The sequence below is a fragment of the Leifsonia sp. GW821-FHT13C09 genome, assembly GCF_058806435.1.
On record NZ_JBXAPS010000001.1, the window covers coordinates 735,021 to 749,165 of the forward strand.

12 protein-coding genes are annotated in these 14,145 nt (G+C 70.5%); 4 read left to right on the plus strand and 8 right to left on the minus strand.

The window, feature by feature from the left end; all coding sequences use genetic code 11:
- Window positions 1-35: 35 nt before the first annotated feature.
- From AC1ROW_RS03525 to AC1ROW_RS03535, 3 genes are all read left to right on the plus strand, one after another.
- The gene (locus AC1ROW_RS03525; RefSeq protein ID WP_493017467.1) at window positions 36-1,211 is read left to right on the plus strand and encodes a glutamate--cysteine ligase; all 1,176 of its coding nucleotides are present in this window, start codon (window positions 36-38) and stop codon (window positions 1,209-1,211) included.
- Window positions 1,212-1,255: 44 nt separating this feature from the next.
- Window positions 1,256-1,930 (plus strand): SGNH/GDSL hydrolase family protein, encoded by a 675-nt coding sequence (locus AC1ROW_RS03530; protein WP_493017468.1) that lies wholly within the window; start codon window positions 1,256-1,258, stop codon window positions 1,928-1,930.
- Between the two features lie 117 nt (window positions 1,931-2,047).
- Entirely contained in the window at window positions 2,048-2,740 is a 693-nt protein-coding gene (locus AC1ROW_RS03535; RefSeq protein WP_493017469.1) for an SGNH/GDSL hydrolase family protein, read from the plus strand.
- Between the two features lie 22 nt (window positions 2,741-2,762).
- On the opposite strand, the gene ffh is transcribed toward AC1ROW_RS03535, so the two are convergent.
- The 3 genes from ffh to ftsY form a co-directional block, all read right to left on the minus strand.
- A complete protein-coding gene (ffh, locus tag AC1ROW_RS03540) occupies window positions 2,763-4,331 on the minus strand; it encodes a signal recognition particle protein (RefSeq protein WP_493017470.1) in 1,569 nt (522 codons plus the stop codon).
- 68 nt (window positions 4,332-4,399) lie between these two features.
- The gene (locus AC1ROW_RS03545; protein WP_493017471.1) at window positions 4,400-4,900 is read right to left on the minus strand and encodes a DUF2004 domain-containing protein; all 501 of its coding nucleotides are present in this window, start codon (window positions 4,898-4,900) and stop codon (window positions 4,400-4,402) included.
- Between the two features lie 7 nt (window positions 4,901-4,907).
- Window positions 4,908-5,783: a signal recognition particle-docking protein FtsY gene (gene ftsY / locus AC1ROW_RS03550; RefSeq protein WP_454108202.1), complete on the minus strand. Its 876-nt coding sequence runs from the start codon at window positions 5,781-5,783 to the stop codon at window positions 4,908-4,910.
- Between the two features lie 29 nt (window positions 5,784-5,812).
- Here ftsY and AC1ROW_RS03555 point away from each other — a divergent pair, with 29 nt between their 5' ends.
- Window positions 5,813-6,598: a CHAD domain-containing protein gene (locus AC1ROW_RS03555; RefSeq protein WP_493017472.1), complete on the plus strand. Its 786-nt coding sequence runs from the start codon at window positions 5,813-5,815 to the stop codon at window positions 6,596-6,598.
- On the opposite strand, the gene smc is transcribed toward AC1ROW_RS03555, so the two are convergent.
- The 5 genes from smc to AC1ROW_RS03580 form a co-directional block, all read right to left on the minus strand.
- Entirely contained in the window at window positions 6,595-10,164 is a 3,570-nt protein-coding gene (smc, locus tag AC1ROW_RS03560; RefSeq protein ID WP_493017473.1) for a chromosome segregation protein SMC, read from the minus strand. The two genes, AC1ROW_RS03555 and smc, sit on opposite strands and share 4 nt — an antisense overlap.
- 118 nt (window positions 10,165-10,282) lie before the next feature.
- Entirely contained in the window at window positions 10,283-10,996 is a 714-nt protein-coding gene (locus tag AC1ROW_RS03565) for an ABC transporter ATP-binding protein (RefSeq protein WP_493017474.1), read from the minus strand.
- The gene (locus tag AC1ROW_RS03570; RefSeq protein ID WP_493017475.1) at window positions 10,983-11,918 is read right to left on the minus strand and encodes an ABC transporter ATP-binding protein; all 936 of its coding nucleotides are present in this window, start codon (window positions 11,916-11,918) and stop codon (window positions 10,983-10,985) included. Before AC1ROW_RS03570 ends, AC1ROW_RS03565 begins: the two co-directional genes overlap by 14 nt.
- Window positions 11,915-13,075, minus strand: a complete 1,161-nt coding sequence (locus AC1ROW_RS03575) for a branched-chain amino acid ABC transporter permease (RefSeq protein ID WP_493017476.1) — start codon at window positions 13,073-13,075, stop codon at window positions 11,915-11,917. The genes AC1ROW_RS03570 and AC1ROW_RS03575 overlap by 4 nt, the downstream gene beginning before the upstream one ends.
- Window positions 13,072-14,082: a branched-chain amino acid ABC transporter permease gene (locus tag AC1ROW_RS03580; RefSeq protein ID WP_493017477.1), complete on the minus strand. Its 1,011-nt coding sequence runs from the start codon at window positions 14,080-14,082 to the stop codon at window positions 13,072-13,074. The genes AC1ROW_RS03575 and AC1ROW_RS03580 overlap by 4 nt, the downstream gene beginning before the upstream one ends.
- Between the last annotated feature and the right edge of the window lie 63 nt (window positions 14,083-14,145).

Sequence of the window (14,145 nt, forward strand, 5' to 3'; positions counted from 1 at the left end):
TCGCAATGAACAATCGGACGGACGGGGTCCCCAGGATGCAGATCCAATTCGCAGAGTCCGAGCGCTCGACCGTCGGGATCGAGTGGGAACTCGCGCTGGTCGACGGCGCGACCGGCGACCTGGTGCAGATCGCCGACGAGGTGCTGCGCGAGCTCGGCACGCCGGACGGCGAGGAGCACCCGCAGATCACGCACGAGCTGCTCCTCAACACCATCGAGCTGGTCAGTCGCGTGCACCACACGGTGCCGGCCGCGATCACCGACCTCCAGGAGCTGATCGCGCTGACCCGCGAGGTCACCGACCCGCTCGGCGTCGAGCTGATGTGCGCGGGCACGCACCCGTTCGCGCAATGGTACGACCAGAAGATCACGCCCAACGAGCGCTACGACCGGCTGCTGGACCGCACGCAGTGGTGGGGCAGGCAGATGATGATCTGGGGCATCCACGTGCACGTCGGCATCGACGATCGCGACAAGGCGCTGCCGATCGTCAACGGGCTGCTCACCTACTACCCGCACCTCCAGGCGCTGAGCGCGTCGAGCCCGTTCTGGGCCGGGGCCCGCACCGGCTACGCCTCGAACCGGGCGCTGATGTTCCAGCAGCTTCCGACCGCGGGGCTGCCCTGGCAGTTCGGCACCTGGGCGAACTACGAGGAGTACGTGCAGGACCTGGTGACAACGGGCGTCGTTGAGGACCACAGCGAGGTGCGCTGGGACATCCGGCCGTCGCCGCGCTGGGGCACCGTCGAGATGCGGGCGTGCGACGGGCTCTCGACCGCGGACGAGGTGGGCGCGGTCGGCGCGCTCATCCACTGCCTGACCGACCGGATGTCCGGCGACCTGGACGAGGGTGTCGAGCCGGTCACCCTCCAGCCCTGGTTCGTGCGCGAGAACAAGTGGCGCGCCGCACGGTACGGGCTGGACGCCGAGATCATCGTCGCGCCGGACGGCTCGGAGCGCCTGGTGCGCGACGAGCTCCTCCAGCTCGTGGACGAGCTCGCCGACACGGCGGAGCGGCTGGGCTGCTCCGCCGAGCTGGCCACGGTCGCCGACGTGCTCGGTACGGGCGCGAGCTACCAGCGCCAGCTCGCCGTCGCGGAGGCCAACGGCGGCAGCCTGCAGGCGGTGGTGAGCTCCCTCACGCACGAGTTGCGCACCGGCTTGGACCGGACGCCGCGGGAGGCGGCCCAGCGCGTTACAGGCGGCTCATAATGGTGCATAGGGTATCCATAGACTCCTCCCCTAGGCTCGGAGACATGTTCCGCCACCGTCCCCTCGCAACCGTCGCCACGGCGCTCGCCGCGCTGCTGCTCGGGACGGTCGCCCTCAGCGGATGCACCTCGGTCTCCTCCCAGCTCGCCGTCGGCTCCGCCGTGGCGGCCGGCAAACACCCCGTGGTGGCGATCGTCGGCGACTCCATCGAGTCGGGCATGGGCCTGGAGCCGTTCGAGTCGTGGCCCGCCCTCGTCGCCGTCGACCGGCGCTGGGGTCTGGAGAACTTCAGCGAGCCCGGGGCCGGCTTCCTCGCCGTCGGCGCGACCAACGCCGACTTCAACGCGCAGATCGACCAGGCGATCGCCGCCAAGGCGAACGTGGTGTTCATCGGCGCCTCCGACAACGACCTCGGCCAGGACAACGCCGCTGTCGCCAAGGCGATGGCCGCCGCGGTCGAACGACTGAGCGACGCCCTTCCGAAAGCCCACCTGATCGGGTACAACGCTCTCACGGGCGAGGCCAGCGACAGCGACCTCGCTCCCCTGAACGACGCCCTGAAACAGGCCGTCACCGCGGCGGGCGGCAAGTGGATCGACCTCGGCCAGCCGTACCGCGGTCAGATCGGCCTCGTCCAGGACGACGGCGAGCACCCCACGCTCCAAGGCCAGCAGGCGATCGCGTCGGTCGTGCTGTCGCGGCTCGACGGGATCGTGTGACACTCCCGGCACGTACCAGAAGGATGCTGCGTCAGCCATAGCCTCCGGAGGACGCCGCCGACACGCCCGGGCTGGATGCACAGCGATCTGTCAGTCGGCGCGGTCTACCCTCACTCCGTGCCCACCCGTCCCCACCTGCTCGCCGTCGTCGCGATCGCCCTCGCAGCGGCCGCTCTCGCCGGCTGCACCTCCGCCGTCACCGCGCGCCCGGTGGCCGCGGACGGCACGGCCGTGGCGGCTCCCGGAGGGCGCTCCAAGCCGCAGGTCGTGGCCATCGGGGACTCCATCGCGTTCGGCAAGGGGGTGCGCCCGGAGCAGGCCTGGCCCGCGCTCGTGGCAGCGCAGCACGGCTGGTCGCTGACCGACCTCGCCGTCTCCGGCTCCGGGTTCGTGAAGCCGGGCTGGAACGGCGACACCTATCGCGAGCAGATCGACACCGCGCTCGGCCTGCACCCCGATTACATCCTGGTCGCGGCCACCCGCAACGACCGCACGGAGGACCCGGCGCTGGTGGCGTCCTCGGCGGATGAACTGCTGGGCGAGTTGCGCGACACCTTCCCGCGGGCCCGCATCATCGGCATCACCACGGTCTGGGGCGCGGACACGCCGCCGCCGAGCGTCGCCACGGTCAACGGGATCGTCGGGAAGGCCGTGACGGGCGTGAACGGCACGTTCCTCGACATCGGCTACCCGTTGGCGGGGCACCCGGAACTGGTCCAGGCGGACGGCATCCACCCGAACGCGGCCGGCGAGCGCGCCGTCGCGAAGGTCATCGAGGACCGGCTCGCGCCGCTCGGCGTGACGTCCTAGCGGTCGCGGTCGGCCGCGGCGCTCAGCGCCCCATGAACTTCTGCAGCGCGGCCAGCTCCTCCTCGGTCGGGCCTCCGGCCTTCGCCTTGTTGCCCGAGCCGAGCCCGAAGCCGGTGCCCGCGGGCGCGCCCGAACCAGGCTTGACCCCGGCCGCGAGGGCTGCGTTCTCCGCGGCGCGCTTCGCCGGGTTTCCCGAGCGGGATCCCTTCTTCTTCGGCTGCTGCTTGCCGCGGCCCGCGTAGCCGGCGCCGGGGATCGGGCCCATGCCCGGAACCTGCGGCACGCCGCCCTTGGCGACCGTCTTCATCATCTTGGCGGCCTGCTCGAAGCGGTTGACGAGCTGGTTCACCTCGGTGACCGTCGTGCCGGAGCCCTTGGCGATGCGCAGGCGACGGGAGCCGTTGAGGAGCTTCGGGGTGGTGCGCTCGGCCTTCGTCATCGACTGGATGATGGCCTCGGTGCGCACGATCTCGCGCTCGTCGAAGTTCTCCAGCTGCTGCTTCATCTGGCCGGCGCCCGGGAGCATGCCCATCATCTTCTTGATGGAGCCCATGTTGCGCAGCTGCTGCATCTGCTTGAGGAAGTCGTCGAGCGTGAAGCTGTCGGTCGCGAACTTCTCGGCGACCTTGCGCGCCTCCTCCTCGTCGAAGGCCTCCTGGGCCTGCTCGATGAGGGTGAGGATGTCGCCGAGGTCGAGGATGCGCGAGGCCATCCGGTCGGGGTGGAACGGCTCGAAGTCGTCCAGTCCCTCGCCGGTGGAGGCGAAGATGATCGGGCGGCCGGTGACGGAGGCGACCGAGAGGGCCGCGCCGCCGCGGGCGTCGCCGTCGAGCTTGGAGAGCACAACGCCGGTGAAGTCGACGCCGTCCTGGAACGCCTTGGCCGTGGCCACCGCGTCCTGACCGATCATGGCGTCGATCACGAACAGCACTTCGTCCGGGTCGGTGGCCTTGCGGATGTCGGCGGCCTGCTTCATCAGTTCGGCGTCGACGCCGAGGCGACCCGCGGTGTCGATGACCACGGTGTCGTACTGCTTGGTCTCGGCGAACTTCATGGCGTCCTTGGCGACCTTCACCGGGTTGCCGACGCCGTTGCCGGGCTCCGGCGCGTAGACCGGGACGCCGGCCTGCTCGCCGACGATCTGCAGCTGGGTGACGGCGTTGGGCCGCTGGAGGTCGGCGGCGACGAGCAGCGGCGTGTGGCCGTCCTTGACCAGCCACTTGCCGAGCTTGCCGGCGAGCGTCGTCTTTCCCGCACCCTGGAGGCCGGCGAGCATGATGACCGTCGGCGGGCGCTTGGCGAACTGGAGGCGGCGCTGCTGGCCGCCGAGGATGGCCACCAGCTCTTCGTTGACGATCTGGACGACCTGCTGCGCCGGGTTTAGCGCCTTGTTGACCTCGTCGGACAAGGCGCGTTCGCGCACCTTGCCGGTGAACTCCTTGACGACGTCGAGCGCGACGTCCGCGTCGAGCAGCGCCCGGCGGATCTCGCGCACGGTGCCGTCGACGTCCGCCGGCGAGAGCTTGCCCTTGGTGCGCAGGTTCTTGAAGGTGTCCGTAAGACGGTCGGACAGCGAGCCGAAAGTAGCCATGATCGTGCCAGTCTACCGGGCGAGCCTGGCCGCCTGCCGAGCCGCGGCCGTGCGAGCCGGCCCTGCGCTCAGCCTTGCGTGTCGACCGCGACCACGTCGCCGCGCACGTCGAAGGAGACGGTGAGGATCGCGTCGGTCTCGTCCGGGCTGATCGAGTAGTCGAACGTCGCGAAGACCTCGTCCTCGCCCGCCTGATCGGCCTGCACCGTCACGGTCAGGAGCTGGAGCGAGCGCAGCACGTCGATCGCGATGTCGCCCGAGTTGTAGACCAGGAGGTCGAGCAGCGACTCCCCCAGCTTGTCCACGTGCTCGTCGATGTAGGCCGTCGTCGCCGACTGGCGCGAGCTGAGCTCGGCGACCAGCGCGTCCCTGGCCCGGGCGTCGAAGCCCTCCAGTGCCTGGATGAGCGCAGCGGCCGAGTCGAGGGCGTACTCCCCCACCGCCTGCTCGTCGTCGGCGCGCAACTCGACCTCCACGGCCTGGTCGGCCAGGTCCACGGTGTCGTTCCAGGCCAGGCCGCCCGAGGCGGTCTCGTCGATGACGCCGAAATAGTCGTGCTCGATGGCCATGCCGCCCCTATCCGACGAGCTGCTGCGCGAAGACGTGCGGGGTGAAGCCGGTGAGGTCGTTGATGCCCTCGCCCTGGCCGATGAGCTTGATCGGGAGCCCGGTGCGCTCTTGCACGGCGAGCACGAAGCCGCCCTTCGCCGAGCCGTCGAGCTTGGTGAGCACGAGGCCGGTGACGCCGGCGTGCTCCAGGAAGGCTTCCGCCTGGGCGAGGCCGTTCTGGCCGGTGGTCGCGTCGAGCACCAGCAGCACCTCCGCGATGGGCGCCTGCTTCTCGACCACGCGCTTGATCTTGGACAGCTCGTCCATCAGGCCGCCCTTGGTCTGCAGCCGGCCCGCGGTGTCGATGATGACGATCTCGGTGCCGTCGCGCTTGGCCTTCTCGACCGTCTGGAACGCCACGGACGCCGGGTCCTGGCCCTGCTGCTGCGGCCGCACGATCTCGGCGCCCGCCCGCTCCGCCCAGGTGGCGAGCTGCTCGACCGCGGCGGCGCGGAAGGTGTCGGCCGCGCCCACGACGACCGAGCGGTCGTAGGTGCGCAGGAACTTCGCGAACTTGCCGATGGTGGTGGTCTTGCCGACGCCGTTCACGCCGACGACCAGCACGATCGCCGGCCGTTCGCTGAGTTTGAGGGTGGTGTCGAGCTTGGACAGCCGCTCCTCCATCGTCTCGCGCAGCATGCGCTGGAGGTCTTTCGGGTCGGTGGTGTGGTAGCGCTCGACCTTGGCGCGCAGATCGTCGACGACGGCCTCGGTGACGTCGGGGCCGAAGTCGGCCGTGATGAGCGCCGTCTCCAGATCGTCCCAGGTGGTGTCGTCGATGGTCTTCTTGGCGAACATCCCGCGGAGGGCGCCCGACAAGGACCAGGGGGTGCGGTCTGCCATGCACTCAGACTAGTTGGTACGGTGGCGGCATGTTCTCCCTCGTGGCGGTGTCGGCCGAGCTCGCCGAGCAGCTCGTCGCGATCGAGACGGACGGGGACGACGCGGTCCACCAGGCGCGCATCCGGGTGCGCCGCCTGCGCAGCATCCTCCGGGTCTTCCGCGCGGCGTTCGACGCGGATGCCGCCCTCGGCATGCGCACCCGGCTGAAGACGCTCGGCGACCGGCTGGGGACCGTGCGCGACCTGGAGGTGAAGGCGGCGACGCTCGACGACCTCCTGGAGGTCGACGACCCGCCGGACGTCGTCGACGCGGTCACCGCGGAGGCGGAGGCGACCCGGGCCGAGCACGACGCGGCGCTGGCGTCGCTGCTGCGCTACCTGCAGGGCGGGACGGTCCGTGCCCTGCTCGCCGACCTGCAGATGTTCGCGGCAGAGCCACCGCTCTCCAGGAAGGGCCGGAAGCATCCCGGCCGGGTCAGGACGCGCGGCCTCGAGAAGGCCGTGGCGAAGGTGCACCGCGACCGCGGGGACAGCCTCGAGGAGCGCCACGCCACCCGCAAAGCGGCGCGCAAGGTGCGCTACGCCGCCGACGCGGTCGCCGACGACCTCGGCCGGCAGGCCGTGCGGCTGTCCTCGGCGGCGAAGGCCGCCCAGGACGCGCTCGGCGACAACCGCGATGACCTCCTGCTGGCGCACGAGCTGCGCGAGAACGGCCACATCGGTCTCGCGATGCGCTGCGAGCGACGCGCCGCTGACGCCCTCGACGGCCTCGACGCCAAACTCGCCGCCATCGCCTTCGAGGGGGCGGGCGCCTAGGCGGAGGCCTTCTCGGCGGCGACGCGCTGGCCGACGACGGCGGAGACGCCGTCCTGGCGCATCGAGACGCCGTAGAGCGCGTCGGCGATCTCCATCGTGCGCTTCTGGTGGGTGATGACGATGAGCTGGCTGTTCTCGCGGAGGTCCTCGAAGATCGTCAGCAGCCGGCCGAGGTTGGCGTCGTCGAGCGCAGCCTCGACCTCGTCCATGATGTAGAACGGGCTGGGCCGGGCCTTGAAGATCGCGATCAGCAGCGCGACCGCGGCCAGCGACCGCTCGCCGCCGGACAGCAGCGAGAGCCGCTCGATCTTCTTGCCGGCGGGCTTCACCGACACCTCGATGCCGGTGGTGAGCAGGTCGTCGGGGTTCGTCAGCGCAATGTGGCCGGAGCCGCCGGGGAACAGGATCGGGAACACCCGCTCGAACGCGGCCTCGGTGTCCGCGAAAGCCGACTCGAAGATGGTCTGCATCTTCTCATCGATCTCCTCGATGATCGTCACCAGGTCCTTGCGGGTGTTGGTGAGGTCGGTGAGCTGCTCGGTGAGAAACTTGTGGCGCTGCTCCAGCGCGGCGAACTCCTCCAGCGCGAGCGGGTTGACCCGGCCGAGCTGGCCGAGCTTGCGCTCGGCGGCGGCGAGGCGCTTCTGCTGCTGCTCGCGGACATAGGGCGCGCCGGGGCGCTCGTCGGGATCGGCCTCGGAACCGGGCCGGGCGGCGTCGCTCTCGTCCGCATCGCGGGTGTCCGGCGGCACCGGGACCTCTGGCCCGTACTCCGCCACCAGGACCTCCTCGACCAGGCCGAGCTCGCTGCCCGCCCGCTCCAGCAGGCTCGACAGGTGCAGCTTCTTCTCGTAGATCTGCAGTTCCAGGCCGTGCACCGACTCCGTGATGCCGTGCAGGCGCTCGCGCAGGGCGGACTCCTCGCGGCGGACGGTCGCCAGTTCCTCGTTCTGGCTCGCGCGCTGCGCCTCGGCGGCGGCGAGGTCCAGGCGCGCCTGCGACACCGAGCGGTCGGCGGAGGCGAGCACCGCGGGGAGGACGTCCACGACGCCCTGCGCGGCCGCCAGCTGGCGCCGGCGGATGACGGCGCGGCGGGCGGCCTCCTCGGCGGCGGCGCGCTCGGCCTCCAGCTGACGGGCGAGGGCCTCTCCCCTGGCCTGCTCGGCGCGGACGCGCTCCTTCGCGGTCTCGACCGCCAGGCGCGCCTCGACCTCGGCCTCGCGGGCGGCGTCCAGTTCGGCGGAGAGCGAATCGCGCGCGGAGACGTCGAGGATGGGCCGGGGCCGGGCGCGGGCGACCTCCAGCTCCGACTTCGCGGTCTCGGCGGCGGACTCGGCCTCGGCGACGCGCTCGGCGGCCTGCTCCAGCGCGCGGCTCAGCCGGTCGGACTCGGCCGCGGCGGACTCGTACTGCACCTTGACCCGGTTGAGTCCTTCCGTCTGCGCGGCGAGCTGGGCGTCGAACTCCCGCAGCGCGGTCAGTGCCGTCTGGGACTGCTCCTTGGCGACCTGGAGCACGCCGCGCTGCTCGGCCAGCGCGAACCGCGCGCGGTCGATGAGCGAGGTCACCTCGCCGAGCCGGTCCTCCGCGGCGTCGCGGTCGGCGATCAGCTCGATGCGGCTCTGCTTCGCGCCGGAGCCGCCGCGCAGCACGAAGTCGGTCAGCACCTCGCCGGTGCGGGTGATCAGGGTGACAGGGCCGCCGAGCTTCCGCGCGCGGAACGCATCGGCCGCGGCGCGTGCCGCCGCCACGTCGTCCGCGATGGCCGTGAACGCCAGCAGGCCGAGCACGCCGCTCGGCGCCTCCACGACGGAACGCGCGGGGACCACCCCGGCGACGCCGGACAGGTCCACCTCGGGAGCGGCGGCGTCGGCGACGACGACCTCCACCCGGCCGAGGTCGTCGGCGGCGGCGTGCGCGACCGCGTCGAAGGCGGTGTCGCTGCTCTCGGCGAGCACAGCGTCGGCGAGCGTGCCGAGGGCCGCGGCGATCGCGGCCTCGTTGCCCGGATGCACCCGGATGTGCTCGGCGACCAGGCCGCGGACGCCCGGGAGGCGCGCCGCCACGAGCGCCGCCGACCCGTCCTTCTGGTCCAGGGCCAGCGACAGCGCGGAGGTGCGCGCCGCGAGGGCGTCGCGCTCGCGCTCCAGCGTGTGCAGGTCGTCGCGCAGCTTCTCGATGAGGCCCTCGGCCTCGAAGACGTCGGCCTGCGCGAGCTCGTACGCCTCGTCGAGGGCGCCTTCCCCGAGGTCCGTGCTCGCGGCCTCGGCCTCCCGGGCGGCGAACTCGGCGCGGGCCTTCTCGAGCCGTTCGGCCGCGGCGTCGAGCGCGTTCTGCTGGCGCAGCACCTCGCCGCGGACGGCCGCGAGCCGCTGCGCTGCGGCCTCGGCCTGGCCGTTCAGCTTGCTGATCTCCAGGTCGTGCTTGGAGACGAGCGCGCTCTGAGCCGCGATCTCGTCGTCCACCGCGTCCAGGCGGGCGCGCGCGGCGCGGGTCGCGGCCTGCGCCGCCTGCCAGGCCGCCTCGGCCTCCACGACGGCGCCGCGCAAACGCTCGACCTCGTCGGCGGCGTCCTGCACTTGCTGGGGACTGACGCGCGGCCCGTCGTCGGCGCTCTCGGCCTGACTGCCGAGCAGGGCAAGCCGCTGGGTCGCGAGCGTGTAGAGGCCGCGCAGGCGGTCCTGCGCCTGCTCCAGCGCGAACGCGGTGCTTCGGGCGACATCGACGGCGTCGCCGATCTGCGCCTGTTCCAGCCGGGTGCGACGCAGCTGCTTCTGCTCCAGTTGCTCCTGCAGGACGATCTGCTCGCTGTGGCGTTCGGCCTCCGTGCGGGTGTGGTCGTCCAGCGCCCGGCGCAGCCCGACCACATCGTCGGCGAGCAGGCGAGCGCGCGCATCGCGGACGATCGCGGCGATGGACTGCGCCTCACGGGCGATCTCGGCCTGATGGCCGAGCGGCTTGAGCTGACGCCGCACCTCCCCGGCGAGGTCGCTCAGCCGGGTCAGGTTGGTCTGCATGGCCTCCAGCTTGCGGAGGGTCTTCTCCTTGCGGCGGCGGTGCTTGAGGATGCCGGCGGCCTCCTCGATGAAGCCGCGGCGCTCCTCCGGAGTCGCGCGCAGCACGGCGTCGAGCTGGCCCTGGCCGACGATGACGTGCATCTCGCGGCCCAGGCCGGAGTCGCTCAGCAGCTCCTGCACATCCAGCAGCCGGCAGGACTGCCCATTGATGGCGTACTCGCTGCCGCCGTTGCGGAACAGCGTGCGCGAGATCGTGACCTCGGTGTACTCGATCGGGAGGGCGCCGTCGCTGTTGTCGATCGTGAGCTGCACCTCGGCGCGGCCGAGCGGGCCGCGGGTGGAGGTGCCGGCGAAGATGACGTCCTCCATCTTGCCGCCGCGAAGCGTCTTGGCGCCCTGCTCGCCCATCACCCAGGCGAGCGCGTCGACCACGTTCGACTTGCCGGAGCCGTTCGGCCCGACGACGCAGGTGACGCCCGGCTCGAAGGCGAATGTCGTCGGCGTGGCGAACGACTTGAAGCCCTTGAGCGTCAGACTCTTCAAATACACGTGGAGAATCTACCCGACCCCCGACCCGACCCCCTTTCCCCAAGCCGTCGAGTACGCGAAAAGTCCGCCGTTCCCAGCGGAAACGGCGGACTTTTCGCGTACTCGGCGGTTGCCGGCGTCAGCCGACGCCGAGGTAGGCCTCCTTGATGGCCGGGTCGGCGAGGAGCTCGCGGCCGGTGCCGGCGCGCGTGATGCTGCCGGTCTCCAGCACGAACGCGCGGTTGGCCCGCGCGAGCGCCTGGTTGGCGTTCTGCTCCACCAGCAGGACGGTGGTGCCCTGCTGGTTGATCTCCGTGATGATCGAGAAGATCTGCCGGATGAACTGCGGGGCCAACCCCATCGAGGGCTCGTCCAGCAGGAGCAGCCGCGGGTTCGACATCAGCGCGCGGCCGATGGCGAGCATCTGCTGCTCGCCGCCGGACATCGTGCCGCCGACCTGCGTCTTCCGCTCGGCCAGGCGCGGGAACAGCGAGAACACCCGCTCGAAGTCCGGGCCCATGTTGGACCGGTCCTTGCGCCCGAAGGCGCCCATGTCGAGGTTCTCCATCACCGTCATGCCCGGGAAGATCCCGCGACCCTCCGGCGCCTGCGAGATGCCGCGGACGACGCGGATGTGCGCCTTCATCTTGGTGATGTCCTGGCCGTCGAACAGGATGGAGCCCTTCGACGGGTTCAGGATGCCCGAGATGGTCTTCATCGTGGTCGACTTGCCCGCGCCGTTGGCGCCGATCAGGCTGACGATCTCGCCCTCCTCGACGGAGAACGACATGTCGTGGATCGCCTCGATGCGTCCGTAGGAGACGCTGATGTTCTTCAGTTCAAGCAACGTCATCTTCGGGCTCCCCGAGGTAGGCGGCGATCACGCGCGGGTCGTTCCGGATCTCCTGCGGCACGTCGTCGGCCAGCTTGCGGCCGAACTCCAGCACCACGATGCGGTCCGTCACGCCCATGACCAGCTTCATGTCGTGTTCGATGAGGAGGACGGTGTACCCGTCGGCCCGGATGGTCCGGATGAGGTCCATCAGGTCCTCCTTCTCGGCCGGGTTGAAGCCGGCGGCCGGCTCGTCCAGGCAGAGCACCTTGGGGTCCGTCGCCAGGGCACGCGCGATCTCCAGGCGGCGCTGCGACCCGTAGGGCAGCGACCGGGAGAGGTCGGCGGCGTGATCGGCGATGCCCACGAACTCGAGCAGGGCCATGCCGCGCTCGATCGAGGACTTCTCCTCCCGCGTGTGCCGCGGCAGCCGCAGCAGCGCGCCGGGCACCGACGTTCGGTGCCGGGCGTCGAGGCCGACGACCACGTTCTCCAGTGCGGTCATCTCGCCGAACAGGCGGATGTTCTGGAAGGTGCGGGCGAGGCCCAGCCGGGTGATCTGGTGCTGCTTCTGACCCTTGATCGACTGGCCCTCCAGCAGCACGTCGCCGCTGGTCGGCTTGTAGACACCGGTCATCGCATTGAAGCACGTGGTCTTGCCCGCGCCGTTCGGGCCGATCAGGCCCAGGATCTCGCCGCGGCGGATGTCGAACGAGACGTCGTCAAGGGCCAGGAGGCCGCCGAACTTCACCGTGAGGTTGCGGACCTCCACGATGTTCTCTCCGACCTCGACCGCGATCTCCCGGTCGGGGGCAGCGGCCTCCGCGACGTCGAGGTCGATGCCCGCAGCCTCCAGCTCGTCCTCGTTGGCGCCGAGGACCGGCTCCTCCTCCGGGGTCTCAGGGGCCGCCGGGGTGGGGGGTGTGGTGGGTCCGTCGCTCATCGCGCGCCTCCCTTCGCCGCCTCGGCGACTCGTCGGTACGCATGGCGGCCGTAGGCCAGGAGCTTCTGCCGCGCCGGGAACAGGCCCTGCGAGCGGAAGATCATGATCAGCACGAGCGCGATGCCGAAGATCAGGTACTTGTAGTCCGCGATCGCGGTGAAGCGCAGCGGGATGTACGCCACGATCGCGCCGCCGATCATCGCGCCGACCTTGTTGCCCGCGCCGCCGAGCACGACGGCCGCGAGGAACAGGATCGACGTCTGGACGTCGAACTTCTGGTTGTTGACGAAGCCGACCTGCCCGGCGAACAGCGCACCCGAGAGGCCGCCGACGCCGGCGCCGATCGCGAACGCCCACACCTTGTACTTGAAGGTGGGCACGCCCATGATCTCGGCGGCGTCCTCGTCCTCGCGGATGGCGATCCACGCGCGGCCGACGCGGCTGCGCTCCAGGTTGCCGACCAGCAGCAGGATCACGATGATGATCGTCACCGTGAGCCAGTACCAGGGCACGCCGTTGGAGTTGGAGAAGATCGGGATGCCCTTGGCGGTCTCCCCCGGCGGGTGCCCGACGTTCTGGAAGCCGACCTGGCCCTTCATCGCCGGGATGATCGTGGCGAGGATGCGCACGATCTCACCGAAGCCGAGCGTGACGATCGCCAGATAGTCACCGCGGAGCCGCAGCGTCGGCACGCCGAGGATGACGCCGAAGGTCATCGTGACCGCCATCGCGACCGGGATGGTCCACAGGTACGGGATCTTCAGGAACGGCGAGTCCGGGCTGGTCAGCATGGCCGCGGTGTACGACCCGACGGCGAAGAACGCGACATAGCCGAGGTCGAGGAGGCCGGCGTAGCCGACCACCACGTTCAGGCCGATGGCGATCAGGCCGTAGGTGGCCATCGCGAAGCACGCGAGCGGCCAGTCGTTGCCTGGCTCGGTGGTGAGCGGGAAGAAGTTCAGGTACGGCAGCGCGTAGGCGATGGCGACCACGATCAGCAGCCACGCCCACTGCACGGCCCGCGGGAGACCGTTCCAGTAGTCGCGCAGCGGCTGGAGCGGACCCTTCTTCCGCTTGGCGCGCGCTGCCTCCAGCGCGTCGGCCGCCTGCTCCGAACGTCCGTCGGGCAGGACCTTGGGGCCTTCGGTCGTGCTCATGCGCGGCTCCTTCCGAGGGAGGTGCCCAGGATGCCGGTCGGCTTGACCAGCAGCACCAGCACCAGCACGACGAACGCGACGACGTCGGTCCACTGCGAGTCGCCGAGCAGGATCTGGCCGTAGTTGCCGATCACGCCGAGCAGCAGGCCGCCGAGGAGGGCGCCGCGCACATTGCCGATGCCGCCGAGGACGGCCGCGGCGAATGCCTTGACGCCGAGCACGAAGCCGCCGTTGTAGATGACGCCGGAGGGCACCAGCATGACGTAGAACAGTGCCGCAGCACCGGCGAGGATACCGCCGGTGATGAAGGTGATCTGGATGATCTTCTCCTTGTTGACGCCCATCAGCGTCGCGGTGTCGGCGTCCTGCGCGACCGCACGGATGCCGCGGCCGGTGCGGGTGCGGCGGATGAACATGTCCGTCGCGATCATCAGGATGACCGAGGCGATCACGATGATGAGCTGCTGGCTGCTCACGATCGTCCCGAAGACGTCGAAGATCGGCGTCGGGATGAACATCGTCACCGCCGGCTCCGCGTTCGCGCCCCGGATCAGGAAGATCAGGTACTGGATCGTGAACGAGGCGCCGATCGCCGTGATGAGGAACACGAGGCGGGGCGCGTTCCGTTTTCGCAGCGGCCGGTAGGCGACGCGTTCGAGGACGTACGCGGTGGCGGCGGAGGCCGCCATGCCGACCAGCAGCGCGAGCAGCAGGTCGCCGATGATCGCGACCGGGCTCAGGTTGGGTGCGCTCGGGCCGAAGCCGAGCGAAGTGAGGGTGATCACCACGCCGTACGCGCCGACGATGAACACCTCGGAGTGGGCGAAGTTGATCAGGTTGAGCACGCCGTAGACGAGCGTGTAGCCGACGGCGATCAGACCGTAGATGGCGCCGAAGGTGAGGCCGTCGAAGGTGGCGCTCCAGAAGTTCTGGACGAGGGCGCCGACATCGAAGTTGATCCACGAATTGTCGAGGACGGGATGGACGAGGAGGAGGGTTTCGAGCATTCGAGCTTCCAGGTGTCAGTGCCGGATCGTCGTTGGTCCGGCTCAGGTCTTACGAGCGTAAGT